This window comes from Commensalibacter intestini A911 (assembly GCF_000231445.1).
Taxonomy (GTDB): Bacteria; Pseudomonadota; Alphaproteobacteria; order Acetobacterales; family Acetobacteraceae; genus Commensalibacter; species Commensalibacter intestini.
The window spans coordinates 417,152-439,276 of the sequence record NZ_AGFR01000009.1 but is presented as its reverse complement, the minus strand read 5'-3'; the positions used below and the strand labels follow the sequence as shown (position 1 = coordinate 439,276).

The following is a 22,125-nucleotide window of genomic DNA, read 5'->3' as shown; positions in this document are numbered from 1 at the left end:
AAAATTAATAAACAAATCTAAACAAGATCAACAAATATTGTCGTTTATTAGCATAAAATACGAAAACTATCCCATATTATTGCTGGGATTTCACGTAAACGCCAAACCCAACATTTGCAAAAATTACGAGATGCATTTCCTAAAGCCGCTACACGACGCGTACGCCATCCAGATATATACATCAACCAACAACATCGTGAAAGATGGTAAGCATTAGAAACAACGACAATAGTCTGTTGCTTAGAAAACCTTAGTTTTTGTAAAAGTTCACAGCATAATAATACAGACTGACTTGTATTAACTGCTTGGTCCTCACAAATAATCTGATTATCTAATACACCTTTTTGCATCAATAATTGCCTCATGACGTCCGCTTCTGTAATTCCTTTTTTCGGATTTCCACCAGTAACGATATATAAAGGAGAAACGCAGGTTTCTCCATAATTAACCGCTGCATTTACCCTCTCAATCAAAACTCGATGTGGTAATCCATCGGCCTTTAAAGCTGCTCCAAAAACAAGAATAGGCTGTTTGATCATTCAGCCACTCTAACAAATAACTGATTAATAGAACGTAGTTTCTCAAAAGTTTCTAACCATAATGGCATAATCTTCTTTTCTGGGACTCCACGCGCTTTCACAACCTCTATAATTTCACCCAAAGAGCGTTTTCCATCAATCAACCCAAGAAAACCTCTGGCCTGAGCAGGCAGTGGAAACATCACATTTAATGTACCAAACGCAAAAGGAAGTAAATTCGAAGGTAAAATTTCACTCGCCAGAATATCTCCTGGCTTTTCTCGCATAAATGGAATCGAGTCTAAAGACGCTGGATCTACAAAAGATAAATTATCTTCAGCCCTACGAATATAAACAACATGCGTTGCCATATTCCCAGCCAACCCTTCTGCAATAACAGCTTGCGTGCGAGCATCCATTTGCTCCATTTTGTCACGCATCTTAGGATCTGCAATTAAATATTTAGGATCATATCGAGCAGGCTCTACAAAACAACTGATTTGAAACCCTGTGTGATCAATCAAATCCCATAAAGTATCAACTGTATACGCACGATCCCTTGGATTTAATAATAAATCATAAAGACCTGCATCTCCACCTGTTAGATGATCACCAAAATTATTATTTCCACGCAGCCATGCGGTTTGAGGCAAATGACGCATAACGCGTTTCACGACATCCAAACGTTGTGCTGGTTTATCCGTAATTGGGGCAAGATGCGCCAATGCATCTTGTAACATATAGACCCCAGTACGACCATGAGGGGCATAGACCATCAGGCCTATCCCACCACCAACAGCCAAAGCATCTTTTAAAATCAACAATGCTTGTTCTGGATCAGGCAAATGATGCAAAACACCACAACAATCGATATAGTCAAACTTTCCCAAATCTAATTTAGGCAAATCAAAAATAGAACCTTGCACAAAACAAATATTCGTTAACTCACGTACTTTGGCACGTTCTTTAACAATATTTAAAACAGCATTGGCACGATCAAGACAAATCACTTCACCTGGACGATTTTGGCGTGCCATTTGTTGAGCCACCATAATCGCAGCATCTCCTGTGCCACACCCTGCGATCAACACTCTGAATGTATCTGATGTTTTTCTGTGCCCACCAAAAACCCAATAATCGATTTCATTTAGATGGCTAGGACTACCAATAAACAAACGCTTTTTTTCATCCAAAGGATTCCGCTCTGGATAAGGGTAAGACTCATATTGTTCAGCTAAACTAATATCTTGTTGATCGTGTTCTTTTGTCATTTATGCTCTTACTACCAATTTCCCACGTTGCCATGCTTCAGCAGCTTCATGCGCATCCATACCCTCAACACGCATGGCTTGCTCCATCAACTTCATGACTTGATTGCCGAGCGTCATTTCCTCTAACTCATCAATCAAATCTGCATCCAAAGAACGAACCAATTCTTTTTTTATCAAAATTACAGCTTTTTGCTCTTTATCAAGTAAATTTTTCGGATCTTGTAATTTATAAATCAAATCTGAATCCTCAAAAAAACTCGGAGAATATAAGGCAATGATTTTTCCATCTTGAGAAGTCATACTATCTCTATAAGAACTAATTGCTTCTTCATCTGTAACAGATTGTAAACTATACCCAGCATCTAACAACCCATATTCTTTAAATACCACTTCTATTCGTGCATAAATACTTTCTGGAACCATCACTTGTCGGTCTATTTCTGATTGTTGTGCTAATTGCTCAATGGAAGCAATATTCTCTTTAAATTTATTGGGTAGAGCAATAAACAAAGACGGTTGATATAAACCGCCAATTGCTTGCATCGGTGAGGCAGAATTCAGTAGATCTTGATGCACATCAGGCACCCATAACGTGGTGAAAATATCAATATCCCCATCGCAAAGCTCTTGAGAAATTACTTCACTTTCACCTGTAATCAACTCTATATCCATAACCCCATGGGCTTCCAGCACACGTAAAACTGCTGCTGCTGCTGCCTCGTGCACAGGGCTATCGAAAAAAGCCAACTTGATACATTCTTGATCCACTTGTTCTCTACCTCGTTTTAAAGTTAAGTGATTTCTATATAATCCTATGTCAGAGCAGAGATCTGCTTTGCATAAGATTTATGTTGGAATTTAATAATGAGCATCATTGCTTTTGCAAGAAGCTCTTGTATTTTCGTGGAAGGCATCCAACCAATTGTTTTAAATACCATATTCACCACACGTGTCACATGATGACGTTGATATAAAGGCATTGCTTTGGACATATATAACGCAATACAACGTTTATGGTTATAAGGCATGCCTTCTGGTTCATTTGTGATATGAAAAGCAGAAGCTAATTCATCATCTTGGCTTTCTACAATACGACCTAACGCAATTTTTGCCCGCGCCCATTTCGATAAATTATCTGCGGGTAAATAACGTTTCATACAATCATAGAATAATTTATAATGACGAAACTCATCTGCAGCTATTTTACGACAAATTTCTTTTAATACAGGCTCTTGCACGTGATCAGCCAACGCACTGTAATAAGAAGAGGTTCCAACCTCTACCATTGCACGCGCGATAAACTCGCCCGCATGAGATCCACGAATAGAATTTGCGGTATCTAAATCAATTTTATAAAAATTCTTAAAGCGATCAAAACTTTTTTGATAATTCCAACTTGGATCAGCCATCATTGCCCAACGACCCAAAGCTTCACCATGTTGAACTTCTTCATTTTCCCACTGCTGAAACAATTCCATTAACTCTGCATCATGCGCAAAGACATTATTTAAATAAACTGTATAATCAACACTGTTACGCTCAACAACCGAAGCTGCTTTGATTAACGGTACAACCTTTGGATCAACAAGAGAAGGGTCAAACCGATCCCACTTGATCTGCTCCATATCCCAATGCTTCATTATTCTATACCTTAAAAATGATTAATAATCGTCATTCTCTAGACTATATATTTTTGACGACATAAGGGCAAAAGAAAATATAAAGAACTTGTTAACTATATAATTTATGTGACGAAACAAAGCAGGTATCTACCGTTTGAGATAAAATAGGTGCCTTATCCCATTTAGGGCAACGATCTTTATCGACAACAACTGCACGAACCCCTTCTAGAAAATCTGAACGCCACAACAAATGACTATTCATATTCAATTCATGTTGTAAAGCATCTTTTAAATTAGAAATTTTCTTATGCCAAGATTTATAGGTCACTTCTAACGAAAATGGACAAGCTTGAGAAATCTCTTTTAAATCTTCTTTTGCCCACGGCAAAAAGCTACGCCTTAATCGACCAATAATCGTTTCAACATCAGGCGCACCATAGATATCCTCAACATCTTGTAAAAAATTAGGATCATATTTCCTGTCTCGCTTTAAAGGGGTTAGCACATCGCTAATATTCCTTTTTTCGATCTGATCTAAAATAGCAGGCACCATCGAAGAAGAAACAACATAATCCGCAAAGCCTAGCTTTATAGCATCATCAGCATAAAAACTTTGCCCCGTTAACATCATACGTAATCCTGTATATCCTGGAGCGTTACCAAACAAAAAGTTACTCCCTGCGTCAGGCGTAAGGGCAATCTTTACCTCTGGCATTGCCATAACAACACGCTCTGTAACAATGCGATGAGTGGCAAAACAACCAAGCCCAATACCACCCCCCATGGTAATCCCATCCATGATACTAATCGTCGGTTTTGGATATTGGGAAACATAATAAAATAGCTGATAATTATGAGTAAAAATACTAAGACCTTGCTCAAAATGGCCTTCTTTTATGAACGACGCAATCTGGCGAATATCTCCCCCTGCGCAAAAGGCTCTGGCATGAGAGCTATTAAACACAACGGCTTTAATAGAAGGGTCGGTTTTCCACAACTCTAGTTGAGACATAATTTCACGTTGTAAATCAACATTAATCGCATTCAAAGCCTTAGGGCGATTTAACGTTAAAATCCCTAAGCCCCCTTTTTGCTGAATGATAATCAACCGATTCATAAAAACTCCTAAAAAATTTACTGACTAGCCTTCATGTCGTTTTAGTTATAAATAATCTCTTTATAAAATAGAAACAATTTTCTCTTATCCATTTTATATAAAATATATCTTTTATATTCGCTTTATTTTTCTCTATTATTTTTGTAACTGTTTTTTTAATCTTTTTAAAAACTATATTAAGCATTATTTTACTTCAATGACCTCGCATCATGTAATGAAAGATATATCCATGTTTGCCCAACAAATTTCCTCTCCTGACCTTACAACAGAAGAGGCCTTTCCTATTCGTCATGATTGGACAAAAGAGGAAGTCGTTGCTTTATTTGAGCTTCCTTTACCAGAATTGATGTTTAGAGCACAATCTGCACACCGACTTTACTTCGATCCGACCAAAATCCAAGTCTCTACCTTACTTTCCATTAAAAGTGGTGGATGTCCAGAGGATTGCGCTTATTGTCCACAAAGTGCCAGACATGAGGAAAAAATCAAAGCAGATCGCTTAATGGCTGTGGATGAAGTTTTGAAAAAAGCCAGAGAAGCAAAAGCTGAAGGCGCAACCCGTTTTTGTATGGGGGCTGCTTGGCGCTCTCCCAAAGATCATGACTTGGAAACTGTTTGTGCCATGATCGAAGGAGTCAAAGATTTAGGGCTTGAAACTTGCGTAACCCTAGGCATGTTAAACCTTGAACAAACGCTCAAGTTGAAAAAAGCAGGACTAGATTACTATAATCATAACCTTGATACTTCCGAAGAGCATTACGAGAAAATCATTTCTACCCGCACTTATCAAGATCGTTTAGATACCTTAGCTTTTGTTCGTGACGCGGGCATCAAAGTTTGCTGTGGTGGGATCTTAGGCATGAATGAGCAAGAAGTCGATCGTGCCAGTATGATTAAAAGCCTTGCAAACTTACCTAAACACCCAGAAAGCGTGCCCATCAATCTCCTAATCCGCGTTAAAGGTACCCCTTTGGAAGATGCAGAAACCATTGATCCATTGGATTTTGTGCGCACCATTGCTGTTACTCGCATTGTCATGCCACAAAGTTACGTTAGACTTGCTGCTGGTCGTACAGAAATGAGTCCAGAAATGCAAACGCTTTGTTATTTGGCTGGTGTAAACTCTATTTTTCTTGGACAACGTTTATTAACCTGTCCAAACCCAGAAAAAAGTAGCGATTTAACTTTATTCAATAAATTAGGCTTACAAATCGCTGATAAGATGGTCGAAGCCTCTGCCTAATTATTCTATAGGATCTTGAACCCAATCAAGATCCTATTTCGTCTTTATTGCATAAAATTATTAATTCCAATAATTTTCACAACTGTTTTGCTGTGGTCTTTACAAGTCTTCTTTGGACATAGTCCAGCAAACCAAATCTCACCATTTCCAAAAGCCATACCTCGGTAAGTCGATAACATACCAACATATTGTTGCTCTTTAACAACTTGCTCAATTTTAGGCGTGATAATCTGATCGTAATGCTTGATAAATTGCTGTTTATTCTTAATTTTAACTTGTTTTTTATTTAACTGCACTATCAAAGGATATCTTATCACCGCAGCAACTTGATCTTTATGACGTTGAATAATACTATCTTTTAAAGCATCAAAGAAATGATGATAAATCTCATGAGTGCCATAGAGACCATCAAGCTGACTATCCATTGTTTGAGCCGTCATGGGTTGTTGCTGTGCCATTGCGCTTGATGCAATCATAGGAGAACTCGCTACAACCAACAAACCTATCATCAACTGTTTCAAATCCATTGTTTACCAATCCTTATGTTAAACTTGAGCTTTCCATCTTAATAATCGTAACGCATTCATCACCACACAAACACTGCTCATCGCCATTGCTCCCCCTGCCACCGCTGGACTTAAAAATCCACACGCAGCCAATGGAATACCAATCACATTATAAATAAACGCCCAAAATAGCCCTTCTTTAATCCGCTGATGCGTTTTTTGTGCAATATCAATCGTATCCACAACCAACGCAGGATGGTTACGCATTAAAACAATATCTGCAACTTCTGCTGCCACATCAGTACCTTCGCCAATTGCAATCGCCAAATCAGCTGCTGCCAAAGCTGGGGCATCATTAATCCCATCCCCAACCATTGCCACAGATTTTTTCTCTGATCCTTCATTTTGCATGGCAATAATCGTATTTTGTTTATCTTCAGGCGTTAAATTCGCTTTAACCTCTTTAATTTTTAAAATACTCGCTATTTTTGCCGCTGCCTGAGCATTGTCACCCGTTAAAATAACAGGAAGAATATGTTTCTTTTCTAATCGTGCAATCGCAATTGCAGCGCCATCACGAACGTGATCTTCAAAGGCAATAGCCCCCAATAGTTGATACTGATTATTCTGATTGGACACTAACCAAGATAAACTAACTCCTGTCACATCGATGACGACTGAATCCGTTGATACTCCCAAAGATTCGACTAGTCTTTGATTACCAAAGAAATATTCAACATTATCAATAACTCCAGAAATGCCACGTCCTTGATCCTTAATCATTTTGAATTTTTCAGGATCTTTTAAAGAAAGCTGATCTTCTTGAGCTTTCTTGATTAACGCTTTGGATAAAGGATGCTCACTCCCAACAGAGAGACTCCCTGCTAACAATAGCAGCTGCTCTTGAGTAACACCTTCAACAGGCTTCACCGCAACAACGGACAAGCGTCCTTCAGTTAAAGTTCCCGTTTTATCAAAAGCCACAGCTTGTACATGAATCGCACGATCAATGGCTTCTGCATTACGGATTAAAATCCCGGAGCGTGCTGCAGCACCACATCCTGTCGCCAATGCTGTTGGCGTTGCCAGCCCCAAAGCACAAGGACAAGCAATCACTAAAACAGAGGCACCATGTAGTAACCCTGCGATAAACAATCCATATCCTAACCACCACCAGAAAAAAGTTACCAACGCAAGACCAATGACAATCGGCACAAAAATAGCACTAATACGATCAACTAATTTTTGTATCGATGCCTTTGAGGCTTGGGCATCTTCCACCAAGCGCACAATCGCAGCCAGGCGTGTTTCACCACCAACCTTTTCAACTTTAATTAACAAACGTCCATTGGTATTTAACGAACCACCCGTCACCGCATCGTTTTCTTTTTTCTCAACAGGAACACTTTCCCCTGTTAACATCGATTCATCAACAGCACTTTCACCTTGCGTAATCACGCCATCAGATGGAATACGTTCACCAGGACGTACAACAACAATATCACCGACCTTCATCGTATCAATGGCGACCACAGTTTCTTGACCACCCACCCATTTACAAACCGTACCTGGCTGTAAAGACTGTAACGCGCGAATGGAAGAGGCTGCTTTTGAACGTGCTCTTTTCTCTAACCAATGCCCAAAAAGAATGAAGGTAATAATCAAAGAGGAGCTTTCATAATATAAAGGAGGCTCTGCCCCTAATGATGCTGCATGTCCAAAGGTCGTTAAGAGTAAAACAACCGTGCTTAATCCCCAAGCGGCACTTGACCCCAAAGCCACCAAGAGATCCATATTCCCAGCGCCAGACATCAAGGCACGAAAGCCTGCAACGTAAAAACGTTTTCCCAACCAGAACTGAACTGGTGTTGCTAGTAAAAACTGCACCCATCCTGGTAACATCCAATGATGATGAATTGTCCCTGCAATCATAGAAACCAACAAAGGCACAGACAAGCATGCTGCCCAAATTAAATGAGAAAGCTCTTTAGGCTGTTCAGAGGATAAAGGCTCTTTGTTTTTTTTATTATGATCAATCCAAGAGGCCCCATATCCCGCCTTGGTTACAGCTTCTTCGACACCTGAAATCATATGATGAGCATTGGAGTTTTGTGTAAATTCAACACGAGCTTGCTCTAACGTCAAATTAACACTGACATCTTGAACTCCCTCCACTTTTTTAATTGCCTTTTCAACACGCCTAACACAAGACGCACAAGTCATATCTGTAATTTTAAAATCAGCAATTTCTGTAGTCTCAGAGGGATTAGACATCTTTACTTCGTCCTATTTTTATAGCCTAATATAAAAATCTTGATTATGATTACATATATACAAATAATTATCATTATCACATAATACAACAAATCTTATTTAGGAGTATCATATCATGCAAACGTTTAAAGTCGAAGGAATGACCTGCCAACATTGTGCAAAGGCAGTCAAAGAAGCTGTTGAAGCTTTAGCCAATGTTGATGAAGCAACGGTTAATTTAGAAGCAAAAACAGTGACTGTAAAAGGCAATCCAGATCATGCAGCAATCAAAGCTGCTATCGAAGAAGAGGGCTATGAATTAGTCTAAATAAAAAAAGCCTCTTACATTTATAGTAGGAGGCTTTTTTTATTTAACTCTATAATATCTATTACACCAAAGATGGCAAAGAAGACCCGTAATAATAAAACAGAGTCATCACAACAGCTACGACTAAAAAGCCCAACACCATCGTTCCAAAAAATAAATATGCTTGAATCGCATTTGTATTTTTCGCTTTAACTTCGTAACCTTTTTGGAAAATCATTCTTTGTATTTCTATTAGCTTTTGATCAAATACAGAGTCTTCGTTTAAAGTAATTTTTGTTTGCCCTGTTGATAGATTAACTTCAGCAGACTTAACGCCATCTAAATTTTTTATGAATGTATCCATATCCTGTAAACTCGTTTCTGAGTTTTTATTTTCAATAAAAAACTCAATCGCTTTTGATGGGCTGTTAAGAGTTTTCGGCATCATATTGCTCCTTATAAAACCAAAATTACCTATTATTTAAACAAACTCTTGCATGAATGCTGTGTCCTTGTAACATGCCTTACATAAAACGCACAGAGCATCTCTATAATTTTACAATCGACAAAAAACTCATCCTATTAATACATGAGTATAAGAACAAACCACATGATCGCATATATACAGATTATTGTTATTCTCACATAACACAGAAAGTTTTAAGAGGCTCTTGATGATGCATTATCTTAAATGTAGTTAAACTACAAAATTTGAATTTAAAATAAATTAATTGTATGTTAATAACAATTATAACAAGGAAAACATATGTCATATTTTAAAAATAAAAATATTATTATCACAGGAGGTAGCGACGGGATTGGTCTTGGAATTGCCAGAGTATTTGCTCAAAAAAAAGCTAACCTCATCTTGATTGGTCGTAACAAAACAAAGTTACTCAATATACAAAGAGAATTAACCAACGATCATTCTTCTGTTCAAATCATCTCAGCCGATTTATCCAATCTCCATAATATTCCAACAATTAGCCAACAAATTATATCACTAACGCCACAAATTGATGTGCTGATCCATAATGCTGGAATTGGACAATTCAAACCATTTATTGAAACTGATGAAGCTTTACTTGATTTACATTTAAATTTGAACGTCAAAACACCGTATTTATTAACCCAAGCCTTACTCCCTTCCCTTATAAAAACCAAAGGAAATATCATTAATATTTCATCTTATTTTGCAGAAAGAATGCTTCCTGAGCGAACAACAACTGCCTACTCTTTAACAAAAGGTGCATTAAATTCGTTTACAAAATCTTTAGCATTTGAAATTGGACATTTAGGAGTGCGCGTGAATGCCATTGCCCCTGGCAGTGTTTCTACCGAACAGTTAAACAACAACTTACAACTATTATCCACCCATCAACAGAATAATTTTTATAAGATGATTAAAGATGTCTATCCTTTAGAAAAAATAGGGGCTCCCGAAGATATTGGAAAAGCAGCTGCTTTCCTTGCTTCTGAAGATGCACAGTGGATAACAAGCACGATATTTAAAGTAGATGGTGGCCTAACAACGAACTAAAACACAAAATTATATTTCTATGAGACTCATTAGAGAATCTAACTTTGCAATTCGATCCTCTACTTTCCTTGCAGCACCATCTAAACTATAACCGTCATCTAAAAGCTCTTGGACTAGAATGATTTTTTTTATATTTGCCAAATTAAACTGACGAGATTTCGCTGTAGGATCAACAGCTTGGATGATTCCTTTTTCCTCCCAATAACGTAATTTACGAACAGGAATATTGGTTATTGTTGAAACTTCATGAATTCCGACAATAACCTTAGACAAAAAATCCATATAAGAATAATTAAGATTGTTTTTACTCATATGGTTGACTTGACCGATCCAAACGACGAATACTCTCGACAAACTGCTTAATTAACGCAGTATCTTTCTCTCCTTTTTGACGCTCTACTCCAGAAGATACATCCACCGCCTTAGCACCTGACTGTTGAATGGCTTGCGTTACATTCTCTGACGTTAAACCACCTGCTAGCAGCCAAGGTTTTGGAGAATGCCAACCAGAAGTTAATTGCCAATCAAAGGTTCGACCATTCCCTCCAGGACGTAAATCTGACTGATTAGACGGCGCTTCAATAACCAACCCATCAACAGAACAATTTGTTGGTAAATCAGAGATTGTTTGAACACCTTTTGCTAACCAAACGGGAATACCAAATTCATCTCGAATTATTTGTGCAGTCTCAAGGGATGTATAAAGCTGCAATATATCCAGATTTACCTTATCAAGAACCGCTTTAATATCATCAAGCGTTGGCTTTACAAACAAACCAACTCTTAATAATCCTTGGTTTTTATAATCAGGTAACTGACGAGCTTGATCTATCGTAATATAACGTGGAGAAGGTGGATAAAAAACAAGTCCCACCCAATCCACTTTAAGTTCAGCTAATAAATCATAAGTATGAGTTTCTTTGACACCACAAATCTTAATCGCTGTCACAGCTCTTTACCCTTGTAATTCCTGCACAATATGTTTGGCCATTGCTTCTGGATCAACAGCTTTGGTAATAGGACGACCTACCACAACCCAGCTGGCTCCTGCTTGACGTGCTTGTGCTGGTGTCATTACTCTTTGTTGATCATCTGCAACCGCATCTTGCATCCGAATACCAGGCACAACTAAAACAACATCCTCGCCTAAATGTTCCCGTAAGTAAGCAACTTCCTGTGGAGAACATACTAAACCATCAGCTCCTGCCGCGAGTGCCATTTTCCCAAGAAGTAAAACCTGCTCTAAAGGTGTCACTGAGATACCAATAGAATTTAAGTTCTCTTGATTCATACTGGTCAACACAGTCACCGCCAGTAAAATCGGTTTCTGACCACTTAGGAAATTTGCATCTACCGATTTTCGTGCAGCAGCAATCATATCCTTACCACCCAAAGCATGGATCGTTAACATCGCAGGTTTTACAGATGCCAAACTCGCAATTGCTGAAGCAACTGTATTAGGAATATCATGCAGTTTAAGATCTAAAAAAATCTTTCTACCCTGAGCCAGACGAGCAACAGCATCAAAGCCACAGGCATAAGTAAATTCCATACCTATTTTAATCATTTGCCCAGTAGCATCAGCAATCTTTGCCCATTGCTCTGCTTGAGCAGGATCCTTCGTATCCAACGCAAGGATCAATCCTGTATTTTTAACCATAATCTTACTATACTGCTTTATGTCAGTGCTTTTGCAGCATCTGCCTCAGCAGAATTTCCAATAACTGTCACAGGTTCCTGAACAGGAATATTAACAGCCGCAGGCACTGTAGAAGCAGAAGTTTGAGTCAAACTAATATATTGCTCACGCAACTCATTTAATTTCTTTTCTAAATCCTGTACTTGCTTATTTGCTTTCCTTACCTTGCGCCATTGTTTTACCAAAGCAATAGAAACCGTCAAAGCACCGATTACAAAAGAAGCCAACCCAACCAGCACAGCAAAAAAGCCAACAGACATTTGCCAGCTGAAGAAAGGGAAGCTCATTGCGTATAACTCTTCATTCTTGAAGAAAAAAATACCCAAAACCGCTAGAAACGGTACAACAATTATTAGACGCAGCACGTAAAAATTCTCCTTAATCATTAAATTTAAGTGTCGCTTGCATAATAGTATATAGTATATTTCAAGACATAGAGTAAGAATTTTTATATCAAAAGCATTTTTTAATATAAAATTAGCAGTAAAGAATATTATTTTCTGAGGCGTTTCAAGTCCTGTTGCCAATAAATTAAAGTAAAGATTTTAAAAAATGAGCACAATTATCCCATTAAAAAAAACAATCAGCACAAATAAACTATGGGCTACTGCTTTCTATTTAAAAGGCAAAAGATATATTACAAACATTTATAGCTCGCATCAGCAAGCTATAGAAGATTGCTTATGGCGAGAAAAAGAAGTGCAAGCTTATAAACAGCTTTTAATTAGCAATAAACAACCAATACCCGAGTATTTTATCACGACTGTACATCGATCAGAGCTCCCTAAAAATTGGAAACCTTCACCAGCTTTAGGGTTTCTCCTTCAAACAAAATTTTACTAAAATGAATTCTTTAATTTCATATTCTTTTCAATTCTTGCTATATAAGCTTATTGAGAACAGTTTATACCACTCTATTATAATTAATGAGAAAAATGAAAATGTCTGAAAACGAACAGTTAATTGAACCAACAAAATTATCAAATCTCAGTTTAAATACTCAGTATATTAAGGACATCAGTCTTAAAATTCCTGATGCCCCTCATATTTTTAAAACCATGCCATCTTCCCCTAGTCTCACAGTCACTGTTGATGTGAATGCACAACAAATGATTGAGGGAGAACCTAATTTTGATGTAACTGTGTTTATTGCTTGTATTAGCACGACAGCTCCTCCTAATAATGATGAAAAAGCAAAAGTGATTTTTAATTTAACTTTGCAATATGCTGCTTTGATTAGCTTTCCAACATTGGAGACTTCCAATTTAGAAGAATTATTAATGGTTCACACACCAGATTTACTCTTCCCTGAAATTAGAAATGTCATTTTAAACATCACTCGCGAAGCAAATTTACCCCCTGTTATTTTACAGCGTATTGATTTTGCAACAATGTGGAAAGAAAAAAGACAAGAAAACCAAAATATTACAGAAATTGATATCAATCCTGATACAAAATAAATCTTTCTTTTCTATTTCACTTTCAGCATACAGGATATTTGAATTATGACAGCAAAGAAAATTATTGGTCAACCCGATGCTGGCGGGATCACTCCTATCTCGTCACGGATTGCTTACGAAAATCGTTGGTTAAAAATTCGTGAAGATATTATCAAATATCCCAACAACTTAGACGGTATGTTTGGAGTTGTAGAGCGTAACGAGTTTGCTGTTATTCTCCCTCTTGGCCAAGATGAAAATACCCAAACGGTCACTCTCATTCGACAATATCGATATCCTGTAGGTGAATTTATGTGGGAACTTCCTATGGGCATGTGGGAGTTAAAACCTGATGCAACTCCAGAAATGGTGGCTGCAGGAGAACTGGAAGAAGAAACCGGACTACGTGCTAAAACACTTATTCGTGCAGGTAGTTTTTATCAAGGTGCTGGTTACTCCACACAAAAAGGACATGTATTCCTCGCAACAAATCTAACCCAACATTCAACCAATCGTGAAGCTACTGAGCAAAATATGACTTGCCATACGGTACCATTGGCGCAATTTGAAAAGATGATTGAAACAGGTGAAGTGACCTGTATGGTTTCAATCGCAGCATTTTGTTTGTTGCGTAGCAAAAAATTAGTTTGACACAGTTACCTATAGTTTTTTAAAACTATAATCTTTCATAAAAAAACCATAATTAACGAGGGAATATTTCCGTATGGCATCAGAACAGGTTGAACAAACCCCAATATCTTCATCCAATTCTCTTTTAAGGCATACCCTCGTTATCGGAATTGCGATGATATCTGGGCTTATTTTGGGTATTATCTTCCATAATTACGGTTATAGTATTAATATTACTAAAACAACAAATCTGGCAACTTTTGTAACAACTTCTGCCGATTTGGTCGTCAAGATTTTCTTACGATTAATCAGTATGATCGTTGGCCCTCTTGTTCTAGCCACTTTAATTTCAGGCATCAGTAACGTCCAAGATACAAGCACTTTTAAACGTATTGGAATCAGAGTCGTTTTATGGTTTATTGCAGCCTCTTTTGTTTCTTTGGCTGTAGGGATGGTTTATGCTAATATTGTTAAACCTGGCATTGGATTTATGGAAAACCCTCCTCCTATTACTGAGGTACATTCAAACTATCATTTTGATATTATTCATTTTATTATCGACATTGTACCAGATAGTATTATCGGAGCCATGATCAAAAATGATAAAATCATACAAGTTGTTGTTTTTTCACTTTTCTTTGGATTAGCTTTAGCAAAAATCCCAGGGAAAACAGCTCAAGTTCTACGTGATGGTATTGATACTTTAGCCAAAGTTATGTTGAATATTACCGACATGGTTATGAAAATTGTTCCTTTGGTTGTTTTTTCTTCTCTACTATCAATTTCAACAAAAAATGGCATACAAATTATTCCACAATATGGAATATTTATTGCAGAGTTTTACATTCTTGTACTTATTATGTGGAGCCTACTTATTGGTACTGGATATTTAGTCATAGGCAAGAAAATCTTTCCTCTGTTATCTTATATCTCTGAGCCTGTTATGATTGGATTTGCAACAGCAAGTAGTGAATCTGCATATCCACGTTCTCTCGAACAACTCACAAAATTTGGAATTTCACCAAAAATATCTGGATTTGTTTTACCTCTAGGATATACATTTAACCTCTGTGGAACGATGGTATTCCTTTCTTTTGCAGCTTTATTCATTGCGCAAATCTATCATATTGATATGCCTTGGGATAAACAGATTATGATGCTGCTTGTCATGATGATTAGTAGCAAAGGAATTGCGGGCGTTCCAAGAGCATCAACTGTTATGTTGCAATCTGTTATGCCTGGTTTTGGCATTCCTGCATCAGGAATGACATTAATCATCGCTGTTGATCAATTCCTTGATATGGCTAGAACGGCAACAAGTGTTTTAGGAAATGGTATTGTTGCCGCAATTGCTGATGAATGGGATCAAAAAGCAGAAACAAAAAAAGAAAAAAAGAAAGACAAAACGATCGTATAAAACTTTCTTAAGCATACTATTTGTTAATTGAATATAGAGACTAAGAATAATGAATACACCTATCGAAACACAACTGATTGATGGTAAGGCATTTGCCGAACGTATGACACAGAAAGTAACTGAAGAAGTTGCAGAACTACAAAAAACCACAGGCATTACTCCTGGACTTGCTGTTATTCTAGTTGGCAACGATCCGGCAAGCGAAGTTTATGTGCGTAATAAAACAAAACAAACACATAAAGTTGGCATGCGTTCTTTTATGCACTTGTTACCAGAAACCACAACACAACAAGAGTTGCTATCTTTAATTCAAAGACTTAATAACGATCCTGATATTCATGGTATTCTAGTACAACTTCCCTTACCTAAACATCTAGTTGCAGATCCCATTATTCAAGCTATTCGTCCTGAAAAAGATGTTGATGGGTTAACAGCTTATAATGCTGGCAAATTAGCACTCGGGCATATGGATGGTTTTATTCCATGCACACCTTTAGGCTGTCTACTATTACTACAACAGGAAGTCCCTAATTTACGCGGATTGAATGCGTTAGTTATAGGCGCCTCCAACCTCATGGGAAAACCCATGGCACAATTACTTTTAAACCAAGGATGCACAGTAACAATTGCGCATATTGATACACGTAATACTGCTGAGCTAGCCAAACAAGCTGATATTATCATTGTAGCGACAGGATGCAGAGAACTCGTAAAAGGATCTTGGATTAAAAAAGGTGCTATTATTATTGATGTAGGTATTAACCGTATTATTTCTGATGATAAGAAAATAAAATTGGTAGGAGATGTTGCTTTCCAAGAAGCCCTAGGTATTGCAAGTAAAATTACCCCTGTACCAGGCGGCGTAGGGCCGATTACAATATCTTGCTTATTACATAACACCCTATGCGCAACAAAAAAACATCTATCAATATAAATTTTATTTAGAAACTTAACTGAAATAAGATCATAAGCCTTGTAAAACGAGATCGTTACAACTATCTATTTAATGAAAAGACTATTATATTAAAAAAACAAAACGATTTGTTATGTTTTTTGAGCCTAACAAAATATTTTATTACAATTAAAAAATACAAATGGATCAATAACACCAATGTCTGAAATCGAAACTCTATCTCTTTTATTTGACTCTGCTTGGTATCTTGCAACCTATCAAGATGTTACACTTGCAAATTGTGATCCTTTAGAACATTATTTATCTTTTGGTTACAAAGAAGGACGCAATCCTAATCGTTTTTTTAACACCAAATTTTACTTAAGCACTTATACAGATATCGCAGAATGTCATTTAAATCCTTTTATTCACTATATTTTATATGGTGCATCAGAAGGTAGATTACCTCGCTCTCCTCACGAATCTCCATTACCTCCGATAACGTTTGAAGTCTTTCTTGATGAGGATGAAACAGAAATTACTATTGAAAAGCACGATATAATCGTTGAAGAAAACACAAACAAAGCAAAAGAAACAACTAGTAAAATTATAAAAAAAGACGCTGTTGCTGCACCTCAAAAATCTGAAATAGCGAAAAAAAAGTACAAAAAAAAGTACAAAAAAAAGCGACACAGCCTTAAACAATACTAAAGATAGTGCAGAGCCTAAAGTCATTACAAAAAATATTAAAAAAGTTAACCCTCCAACTACTAAAGGGAATGATCATTCTTTAGATAAGATCGATATTAAAGTAGCTACAAAAGACGATAGTTCAACTGCAACAAAAAATAAAAAAGTAATTGAAAAACCAATTTCTCAAACAAAGACATCGACTCTTGTACAAAAAAGAAAAAAAGTTAAATCTTAATGATTTGTTACTAGAAGCAACGCGATCATTATGATCTTTTGCGATAGTGATGTTTATTAGACCTTTGTTTTGCTTTTAGTAGGCGTCTTTGATAAGGAGACAAACGATCTCCTAAAGAAGCAGAAGTCGAGTTTGTTTTATAAGATGCCTGGATAATTCGTAGCTGATATTGATTATTAAAATAAGGTGTATGGGAATGATAATTCCCAATCGCCTGCATTAAATTTCCATTTGTCTCACGTAAATAAAGCTTCATAATTGCGCCTGCGACCGCAATATTATAGCAACTATCATTTTGTAATCTTTTATAAATCACATCTCCAGCTTCATGAGTCGTTCTTTGCAATGGTTCAATCCATCGTGTATTAATCTGCATTACCCCCAAATCTTGTGTTCCGTTTTTATTATTAGAAACAAGACCTGGCCTCCCCCCTTCAACACGCTGTATTGATGGCAAAACATTGGGAGGTAAATGATGAAAAGTAGAAACCATCATCATACACTGAAGATACGGAACAACCATAAGAACAACCTATTTCAATAATTTTTTATCATTATGAAATCTATAAAATAAACTTGATTAGAGTGACTTGCAGTCAATTACAAACCTTTATACTATAAATCAAACAATAAAGGATAAAAAATGACACGTATCTCAATCGAGCTTATCCCTAGAGATAAACAAAACCTTATTACCGATATGCAAAATATCAAAGAATATTTTCCTGTCGCTAATACAATTAATATTCCAGACCTAATGCGCTTTCCTTTACATAGTTGGGAAGCTTTTGATATTACTTATCCTTTATATCCAAATACCATTCCTCATGTCAGAGCAATCGATATTGATCCTAATGCCCCTTTGCCTGGATATAACCAAAAGAACCTTAAAGAAGTTTTAGTCATTCAAGGGGATCCTCCTGCTGATTTACACAAAATCACCTATCCCAATACAACAGAAACTATCCTACGTCGTTATCAAAAAGAGCTGCCTCATTTAACATTATATGCTGCTTTTGATCCTTATCGTCGCTCCCCTAAAGAGGAGCTAGAACATATTCAGTCCAAAGAAGCCGCTGGGGCAAAGGGCTTCTTTACTCAACCTATTTTTGACGAAAAATTACTAGAGGTTTGTATGGATTGGCTTCACGATAAAAACGTATTTTGGGGGCTATCTCCTGTGGTTGGTCCAAGATCGAAATCTTATTGGGAAGTTACCAACAATGTCATTTTTCCTCAACAGTTTGAACCAACCTTAGAAGCAAATATTGCTTTCGCAAAGCGTGCGTTAAACCTTATTAAACAAACAAATAGCAATACTTACTTAATGCCACTACGGGTAAAACTTGAAAAATATTTACCCCCTTTACTCGAAGTATTTTTATAGTTTTACAGTTTGTAACGCATATAAAATTCTTACCCAAGAACGTATCCCCTTATGAAATGAACGAAGGTTATATTTTTCATTCGGGGAATGAATACAATCATCTACATTTGCAAATCCAACCAAAAAAGACTCGATTCCAAAGACGCGTTGTAAATCATTCACAACAGGAATAGCCCCTCCACTGCCAACAATAGCCGTTTCACAATGCCATTCATCTCGTAAAGCGTCACAAACAGTTCCTAGAACAGGGCCATCCAATGACACCATCCCTGCTCTAGAAGCACCATGAGATTCAAACTCAACGCGACAATCTTGAGGAATAAAGGACTTCACAAATTCACGAAAATTCTTTCTGATTTTCAAAGGATCTTGTTGCCCAACCAATCGAAAAGAAATCTTTGCTGAAGCTTTTGCGGGAATAACCGTTTTAAATCCTGCCCCTTCATATCCACCACTAATCCCATTAATTTCACAAGATGGCCGACACCAAGTTTGCTCTACAGCTTTAAAAGCTTTTTCTCCAGCAGCCTCTTTTAACCCAATCGGGGATAAGAGTGCTTCATCTGTTTTTCCGATCTCTTGCCATTTAGACTTAATCTCTTCAGGAATATGCGGAACACCTTCATAGAATTCTGGAACAGTGACACGCCCTTGACCATCTCGCAGCGCAGTAATCATTTCCGATAATACTTGAATAGAGTTGCGTGCCGCATTCCCATATAACCCAGAATGTAAATCTCTATTCGCAGCATAAATAGTGACCTCTTCCCCTACTAAACCACGCACCATCGCTGTAATCGCGGGAACATCTGGCGTTGCCATATCTGTATCACAAATAAACGCCATATCTGGATGAAGAGAATTCTTTTGTGCTTCTAAAAAGCCTGGTAGATGCTCTCCACCACTTTCTTCTTCGCCTTCTAAAATAACCGTCACACGCACAGGAAGTTGTCCTGTTTGATTATAAATTGCACGACAGGCTTCTAAGAACGTTAAGATTTGTCCTTTATCATCAGAAGATCCTCGTCCATGAATAACATCGCACCCTGAAGCATCTTTGATAATCGCAGGTTCAAAAGGAGGGGTATGCCATAACTCTAAGGGATCAACAGGCTGCACATCATAATGACCATAAAATAAAATATGTGGCGCATCTGTAGCTGACAACTCTTGAGCCAATATAATCGGATGCCCTTCTGTTTCACAAATCTGTGTCGTAAAATTGAAAGTTTCTAAATATTCTTTTAACCAATTTGCTGCATGACGACATTCATGTGCATAATCAGGGTCTGCCGAAATACTCGGAATTCGTAATAGCTCAAATAATCTTTCTAAAGATTGAGGTAATCCTTGATCAATATCTTTTAAAATGCTTTCCACAATTTTTTCCTTTCCTTATACGTGCAATCATTTTATCATCAAAAACATATATTTTATTGAAATATAAATAATTATCTATGCTAACTATTTCATATGTCACTCTTTTATCCAATCAAAGAATTGTTCTGATACGATGCCTATAAATCATCTAAAACCTAGCCCTGTTACTACGAAGATCCTTGCCGCCGTTATTTTTAACCTCATTTGTTATATTAATGTTGGTATGCCTTTTGCTGCAGTTCCATTATATGTACACCAACAACTCGGCTATAATTCCGTAGTCGCAGGTATGGCTGTTTCGATTGCTTATATTGGAACATTTCTCAGTAGACCCGGGGCAGGCAAATGGATTGATACAAAAGGCGCCAAAAGCTCTGTTGTCATCGGTTTAATTGTTAGCGCTTGTGGAGGATTATTTACACTCGGCTCTTCTTTCTTTATTGCACAACCACTTACAGCCCTTTTTATTATTATTCTTGGGCGTTTTTGTATGGGGGCATCAGAAAGCTGGGCATCAACAGGAACGAACCTTTGGAATATTAGTCGCGTAGGCGTCGAAAACGCAACTCAAGTCATTTCTTGGAATGGTGTGACTTCTTATGGAGGCATGGCCATTGGTGCTCCTTTAGGCATTTTTCTTTCTAGATTACCCGGTTTTTGGGGAGGCTTAAATAGCATTGCTATTTTAACGACCATTCTTGCTGCTGCTGGTGCTTTACTGGCCTCCACTTATCAGAACATTCCCCCCACTCCATCCAGTGAACCACGCCTTTCGTTCACTAAAGTCTTTATGCGTGTTTTACCAACAGGTGCAGGTCTTGGGTTAGCCACAATCGGCTTTGGTAGCATTCAAGCCTTCATGGCTTTATACTTTGTATTTAATAACTGGAATGGTTCAGCATACGCGATTTCCCTCTTCGGCGGATGTTTTGTTCTTATACGCTTTATCTTTAAAAGCTCTATCGATCGATATGGTGGGTATATTGTCGCCATCGTATCACTCTGCGTTGAAACCTTTGGATTATGCCTAATTGCTTTTACGCACTCTATCATTGGAACCTACATTGGTGCTGGATTAACAGGATGTGGATTTTCTTTGATGTATCCTGCATTAGGCATCATCGCTATTTCTACAGTCGGTGCAGAAAATAGAGGTTCTGCTTTAGCATTCTTCTCTTTATTCCTGGATATCGCACTCTTTATTGCAGGCCCTTTATTAGGCTTTATTCATTTACATTGGGGATATTACTGGTTATTCCTAAGCTCTGCTGTTTTTACATGTGCAGGGATTATCCTAACCTCAATTTTGCATTATCAATCAAAACATCGTACAATAGTTACACCTAATTAATATTATAAAAGTTTAAAATTAATGTCTAAATATACACATTCTGTTACCGTTTTCTGTGGCTCTCGTCTTGGAAATAAACCTGTATATCAACAAACTGCCAAAGACCTTGGTACTGGATTAGTTCAACATAATCTACGCCTCGTATTTGGAGGAGGAAATGTTGGTATTATGGGAGAAATCTCTAATACAATGATTGATCTAAACGGTGCGGTAAAAGGAATTATCCCTAAATTCTTACAGAAAAAAGAAGGTGAGCATTCTCGCTTAACAGACTTAATTATTACAGAAGATATGCATACCCGTAAGCAAATACTTTATAACGAAGCGGATGCTTTTCTTTGTCTACCTGGTGGAATTGGAACATTTGATGAGTTCTTTGAAATCCTCACTTGGAAACATCTACAACTGCATAACAAACCAATTATTATTGTAAATATCGACAATTGGGCAGAAATTGTCATTAAACAACTCCACATCATTGTTGAGCAAGATTTTGCTGATTCTAGTATTTTAGAATTATTTGAAATTATTGACGATGTTCCAAGCACACTAAACCGCTTAAAAGAAGTGCTTGTATAAGGACTAAAAAACTAAAAATCACAATCTATATTAATAATAGATTGTG

At 37.2% G+C, this 22,125-nt stretch carries 26 protein-coding genes; 12 read left to right on the top strand and 14 right to left on the bottom strand.

Annotated elements, in window-relative coordinates; translation table 11 throughout:
* Positions 1-47: 47 nt before the first annotated feature.
* The 5 genes from CIN_RS09155 to CIN_RS09135 form a co-directional block, all read right to left on the bottom strand.
* The gene (locus CIN_RS09155) at positions 48-539 is read right to left on the bottom strand and encodes a YdcF family protein (protein ID WP_008854806.1); all 492 of its coding nucleotides are present in this window, start codon (positions 537-539) and stop codon (positions 48-50) included.
* Positions 536-1,789 (bottom strand): class I SAM-dependent methyltransferase, encoded by a 1,254-nt coding sequence (locus CIN_RS09150; RefSeq protein ID WP_008854805.1) that lies wholly within the window; start codon positions 1,787-1,789, stop codon positions 536-538. Before CIN_RS09150 ends, CIN_RS09155 begins: the two co-directional genes overlap by 4 nt.
* Positions 1,790-2,557, bottom strand: a complete 768-nt coding sequence (locus CIN_RS09145) for a glycine betaine ABC transporter substrate-binding protein (RefSeq protein ID WP_008854804.1) — start codon at positions 2,555-2,557, stop codon at positions 1,790-1,792.
* A gap of 44 nt (positions 2,558-2,601) precedes the next feature.
* A complete protein-coding gene (locus CIN_RS09140) occupies positions 2,602-3,429 on the bottom strand; it encodes an acyl-ACP desaturase (protein ID WP_008854803.1) in 828 nt (275 codons plus the stop codon).
* A 91-nt stretch (positions 3,430-3,520) separates the two neighbouring features.
* Positions 3,521-4,528, bottom strand: a complete 1,008-nt coding sequence (locus CIN_RS09135; RefSeq protein WP_008854802.1) for an enoyl-CoA hydratase/isomerase family protein — start codon at positions 4,526-4,528, stop codon at positions 3,521-3,523.
* Between the two features lie 229 nt (positions 4,529-4,757).
* On the opposite strand from CIN_RS09135, the gene bioB reads away from it, so the two are divergent.
* Positions 4,758-5,771, top strand: a complete 1,014-nt coding sequence (bioB, locus tag CIN_RS09130) for a biotin synthase BioB (RefSeq protein ID WP_008854801.1) — start codon at positions 4,758-4,760, stop codon at positions 5,769-5,771.
* Between the two features lie 44 nt (positions 5,772-5,815).
* Here the strand turns inward: bioB and CIN_RS09125 are convergent, their stop codons facing one another.
* The gene (locus CIN_RS09125) at positions 5,816-6,298 is read right to left on the bottom strand and encodes a hypothetical protein (RefSeq protein WP_008854800.1); all 483 of its coding nucleotides are present in this window, start codon (positions 6,296-6,298) and stop codon (positions 5,816-5,818) included.
* Positions 6,299-6,316: 18 nt separating this feature from the next.
* Positions 6,317-8,551 carry a heavy metal translocating P-type ATPase gene (locus CIN_RS09120; RefSeq protein ID WP_008854799.1) on the bottom strand — a complete coding sequence of 745 codons (2,235 nt, stop codon included), beginning with the start codon at positions 8,549-8,551 and terminating at the stop codon, positions 6,317-6,319.
* Positions 8,552-8,666: 115 nt separating this feature from the next.
* On the opposite strand from CIN_RS09120, the gene CIN_RS09115 reads away from it, so the two are divergent.
* On the top strand, positions 8,667-8,858 hold the full coding sequence (locus CIN_RS09115) for a heavy-metal-associated domain-containing protein (protein ID WP_008854798.1): 192 nt from the start codon (positions 8,667-8,669) through the stop codon (positions 8,856-8,858).
* A 61-nt stretch (positions 8,859-8,919) separates the two neighbouring features.
* Here CIN_RS09115 and CIN_RS09110 read toward each other — a convergent pair whose 3' ends face one another.
* Complete coding sequence (locus tag CIN_RS09110; RefSeq protein ID WP_008854797.1) at positions 8,920-9,285, bottom strand: heavy-metal-associated domain-containing protein; 366 nt, start codon at positions 9,283-9,285, stop codon at positions 8,920-8,922.
* A gap of 318 nt (positions 9,286-9,603) precedes the next feature.
* On the opposite strand from CIN_RS09110, the gene CIN_RS09105 reads away from it, so the two are divergent.
* Positions 9,604-10,377 carry an SDR family NAD(P)-dependent oxidoreductase gene (locus tag CIN_RS09105; protein ID WP_008854796.1) on the top strand — a complete coding sequence of 258 codons (774 nt, stop codon included), beginning with the start codon at positions 9,604-9,606 and terminating at the stop codon, positions 10,375-10,377.
* Positions 10,378-10,386: 9 nt separating this feature from the next.
* On the opposite strand, the gene CIN_RS09100 is transcribed toward CIN_RS09105, so the two are convergent.
* Genes CIN_RS09100 through CIN_RS09085 form a run of 4 tightly spaced genes read right to left on the bottom strand, consistent with a single transcriptional unit; the run spans position 10,387 to position 12,441 of the window.
* Positions 10,387-10,650 (bottom strand): MerR family transcriptional regulator, encoded by a 264-nt coding sequence (locus CIN_RS09100; protein WP_211475715.1) that lies wholly within the window; start codon positions 10,648-10,650, stop codon positions 10,387-10,389.
* A 31-nt stretch (positions 10,651-10,681) separates the two neighbouring features.
* Positions 10,682-11,326 carry a phosphoribosylanthranilate isomerase gene (locus CIN_RS09095; protein WP_008854794.1) on the bottom strand — a complete coding sequence of 215 codons (645 nt, stop codon included), beginning with the start codon at positions 11,324-11,326 and terminating at the stop codon, positions 10,682-10,684.
* Positions 11,327-11,332: 6 nt separating this feature from the next.
* Positions 11,333-12,037, bottom strand: coding sequence for an orotidine-5'-phosphate decarboxylase (pyrF, locus tag CIN_RS09090; RefSeq protein WP_008854793.1), 705 nt, complete (start codon positions 12,035-12,037; stop codon positions 11,333-11,335).
* 17 nt (positions 12,038-12,054) lie between these two features.
* Positions 12,055-12,441, bottom strand: a complete 387-nt coding sequence (locus CIN_RS09085) for a lipopolysaccharide assembly protein LapA domain-containing protein (protein ID WP_170314051.1) — start codon at positions 12,439-12,441, stop codon at positions 12,055-12,057.
* Positions 12,442-12,628: 187 nt separating this feature from the next.
* Between CIN_RS09085 and CIN_RS09080 the strand changes: the two genes are divergently transcribed.
* From CIN_RS09080 to CIN_RS11555, 6 genes are all read left to right on the top strand, one after another.
* A complete protein-coding gene (locus CIN_RS09080) occupies positions 12,629-12,919 on the top strand; it encodes a hypothetical protein (RefSeq protein WP_008854791.1) in 291 nt (96 codons plus the stop codon).
* 98 nt (positions 12,920-13,017) lie between these two features.
* Positions 13,018-13,536, top strand: coding sequence for a protein-export chaperone SecB (locus CIN_RS09075; protein ID WP_040364245.1), 519 nt, complete (start codon positions 13,018-13,020; stop codon positions 13,534-13,536).
* A gap of 45 nt (positions 13,537-13,581) precedes the next feature.
* Positions 13,582-14,166: an NUDIX domain-containing protein gene (locus CIN_RS09070; protein ID WP_008854789.1), complete on the top strand. Its 585-nt coding sequence runs from the start codon at positions 13,582-13,584 to the stop codon at positions 14,164-14,166.
* A 73-nt stretch (positions 14,167-14,239) separates the two neighbouring features.
* Entirely contained in the window at positions 14,240-15,562 is a 1,323-nt protein-coding gene (locus CIN_RS09065; protein WP_139016992.1) for a dicarboxylate/amino acid:cation symporter, read from the top strand.
* Between the two features lie 49 nt (positions 15,563-15,611).
* Positions 15,612-16,496, top strand: coding sequence for a bifunctional methylenetetrahydrofolate dehydrogenase/methenyltetrahydrofolate cyclohydrolase FolD (folD, locus tag CIN_RS09060; protein WP_008854787.1), 885 nt, complete (start codon positions 15,612-15,614; stop codon positions 16,494-16,496).
* Between the two features lie 177 nt (positions 16,497-16,673).
* A complete protein-coding gene (locus CIN_RS11555) occupies positions 16,674-17,165 on the top strand; it encodes a hypothetical protein (RefSeq protein ID WP_008854786.1) in 492 nt (163 codons plus the stop codon).
* Between the two features lie 245 nt (positions 17,166-17,410).
* Here the strand turns inward: CIN_RS11555 and CIN_RS09050 are convergent, their stop codons facing one another.
* Positions 17,411-17,905 (bottom strand): lytic transglycosylase domain-containing protein, encoded by a 495-nt coding sequence (locus CIN_RS09050; protein WP_083813380.1) that lies wholly within the window; start codon positions 17,903-17,905, stop codon positions 17,411-17,413.
* A gap of 120 nt (positions 17,906-18,025) precedes the next feature.
* Between CIN_RS09050 and CIN_RS09045 the strand changes: the two genes are divergently transcribed.
* Complete coding sequence (locus tag CIN_RS09045; protein ID WP_008854784.1) at positions 18,026-18,769, top strand: methylenetetrahydrofolate reductase; 744 nt, start codon at positions 18,026-18,028, stop codon at positions 18,767-18,769.
* Here CIN_RS09045 and CIN_RS09040 read toward each other — a convergent pair.
* Positions 18,764-20,149 (bottom strand): M20/M25/M40 family metallo-hydrolase, encoded by a 1,386-nt coding sequence (locus CIN_RS09040; RefSeq protein WP_008854783.1) that lies wholly within the window; start codon positions 20,147-20,149, stop codon positions 18,764-18,766. The two genes, CIN_RS09045 and CIN_RS09040, sit on opposite strands and share 6 nt — an antisense overlap.
* Positions 20,150-20,282: 133 nt before the next feature.
* Between CIN_RS09040 and CIN_RS09035 the strand changes: the two genes are divergently transcribed.
* Positions 20,283-21,500 (top strand): MFS transporter, encoded by a 1,218-nt coding sequence (locus CIN_RS09035; RefSeq protein ID WP_040364244.1) that lies wholly within the window; start codon positions 20,283-20,285, stop codon positions 21,498-21,500.
* Positions 21,501-21,521: 21 nt separating this feature from the next.
* A complete protein-coding gene (locus CIN_RS09030) occupies positions 21,522-22,079 on the top strand; it encodes an LOG family protein (RefSeq protein ID WP_008854781.1) in 558 nt (185 codons plus the stop codon).
* The last annotated feature ends 46 nt before the right edge of the window (positions 22,080-22,125 follow it).

Excerpts from the sequence above, each read along its gene's own strand:
- CIN_RS09070 (WP_008854789.1), top strand. The coding sequence starts at position 13,582 with ATGACAGCAAAGAAAATTATTGGTCAACCCGATGCTGGCGGGATCACT.
- CIN_RS09045 (WP_008854784.1), top strand. The coding sequence starts at position 18,026 with ATGACACGTATCTCAATCGAGCTTATCCCTAGAGATAAACAAAACCTT.
- CIN_RS09155 (WP_008854806.1), bottom strand. The coding sequence starts at position 539 with ATGATCAAACAGCCTATTCTTGTTTTTGGAGCAGCTTTAAAGGCCGAT.
- CIN_RS09110 (WP_008854797.1), bottom strand. The coding sequence starts at position 9,285 with ATGATGCCGAAAACTCTTAACAGCCCATCAAAAGCGATTGAGTTTTTT.
- CIN_RS09150 (WP_008854805.1), bottom strand. The coding sequence starts at position 1,789 with ATGACAAAAGAACACGATCAACAAGATATTAGTTTAGCTGAACAATAT.
- CIN_RS09140 (WP_008854803.1), bottom strand. The coding sequence starts at position 3,429 with ATGAAGCATTGGGATATGGAGCAGATCAAGTGGGATCGGTTTGACCCT.
- CIN_RS09080 (WP_008854791.1), top strand. The coding sequence starts at position 12,629 with ATGAGCACAATTATCCCATTAAAAAAAACAATCAGCACAAATAAACTA.
- pyrF (WP_008854793.1), bottom strand. The coding sequence starts at position 12,037 with ATGGTTAAAAATACAGGATTGATCCTTGCGTTGGATACGAAGGATCCT.
- CIN_RS09075 (WP_040364245.1), top strand. The coding sequence starts at position 13,018 with ATGTCTGAAAACGAACAGTTAATTGAACCAACAAAATTATCAAATCTC.
- CIN_RS09035 (WP_040364244.1), top strand. The coding sequence starts at position 20,283 with ATGCCTATAAATCATCTAAAACCTAGCCCTGTTACTACGAAGATCCTT.
- CIN_RS11555 (WP_008854786.1), top strand. The coding sequence starts at position 16,674 with ATGTCTGAAATCGAAACTCTATCTCTTTTATTTGACTCTGCTTGGTAT.
- folD (WP_008854787.1), top strand. The coding sequence starts at position 15,612 with ATGAATACACCTATCGAAACACAACTGATTGATGGTAAGGCATTTGCC.
- CIN_RS09135 (WP_008854802.1), bottom strand. The coding sequence starts at position 4,528 with ATGAATCGGTTGATTATCATTCAGCAAAAAGGGGGCTTAGGGATTTTA.
- CIN_RS09050 (WP_083813380.1), bottom strand. The coding sequence starts at position 17,905 with ATGGTTGTTCCGTATCTTCAGTGTATGATGATGGTTTCTACTTTTCAT.
- CIN_RS09030 (WP_008854781.1), top strand. The coding sequence starts at position 21,522 with ATGTCTAAATATACACATTCTGTTACCGTTTTCTGTGGCTCTCGTCTT.
- CIN_RS09125 (WP_008854800.1), bottom strand. The coding sequence starts at position 6,298 with ATGGATTTGAAACAGTTGATGATAGGTTTGTTGGTTGTAGCGAGTTCT.
- CIN_RS09120 (WP_008854799.1), bottom strand. The coding sequence starts at position 8,551 with ATGTCTAATCCCTCTGAGACTACAGAAATTGCTGATTTTAAAATTACA.
- bioB (WP_008854801.1), top strand. The coding sequence starts at position 4,758 with ATGTTTGCCCAACAAATTTCCTCTCCTGACCTTACAACAGAAGAGGCC.
- CIN_RS09065 (WP_139016992.1), top strand. The coding sequence starts at position 14,240 with ATGGCATCAGAACAGGTTGAACAAACCCCAATATCTTCATCCAATTCT.
- CIN_RS09105 (WP_008854796.1), top strand. The coding sequence starts at position 9,604 with ATGTCATATTTTAAAAATAAAAATATTATTATCACAGGAGGTAGCGAC.
- CIN_RS09115 (WP_008854798.1), top strand. The coding sequence starts at position 8,667 with ATGCAAACGTTTAAAGTCGAAGGAATGACCTGCCAACATTGTGCAAAG.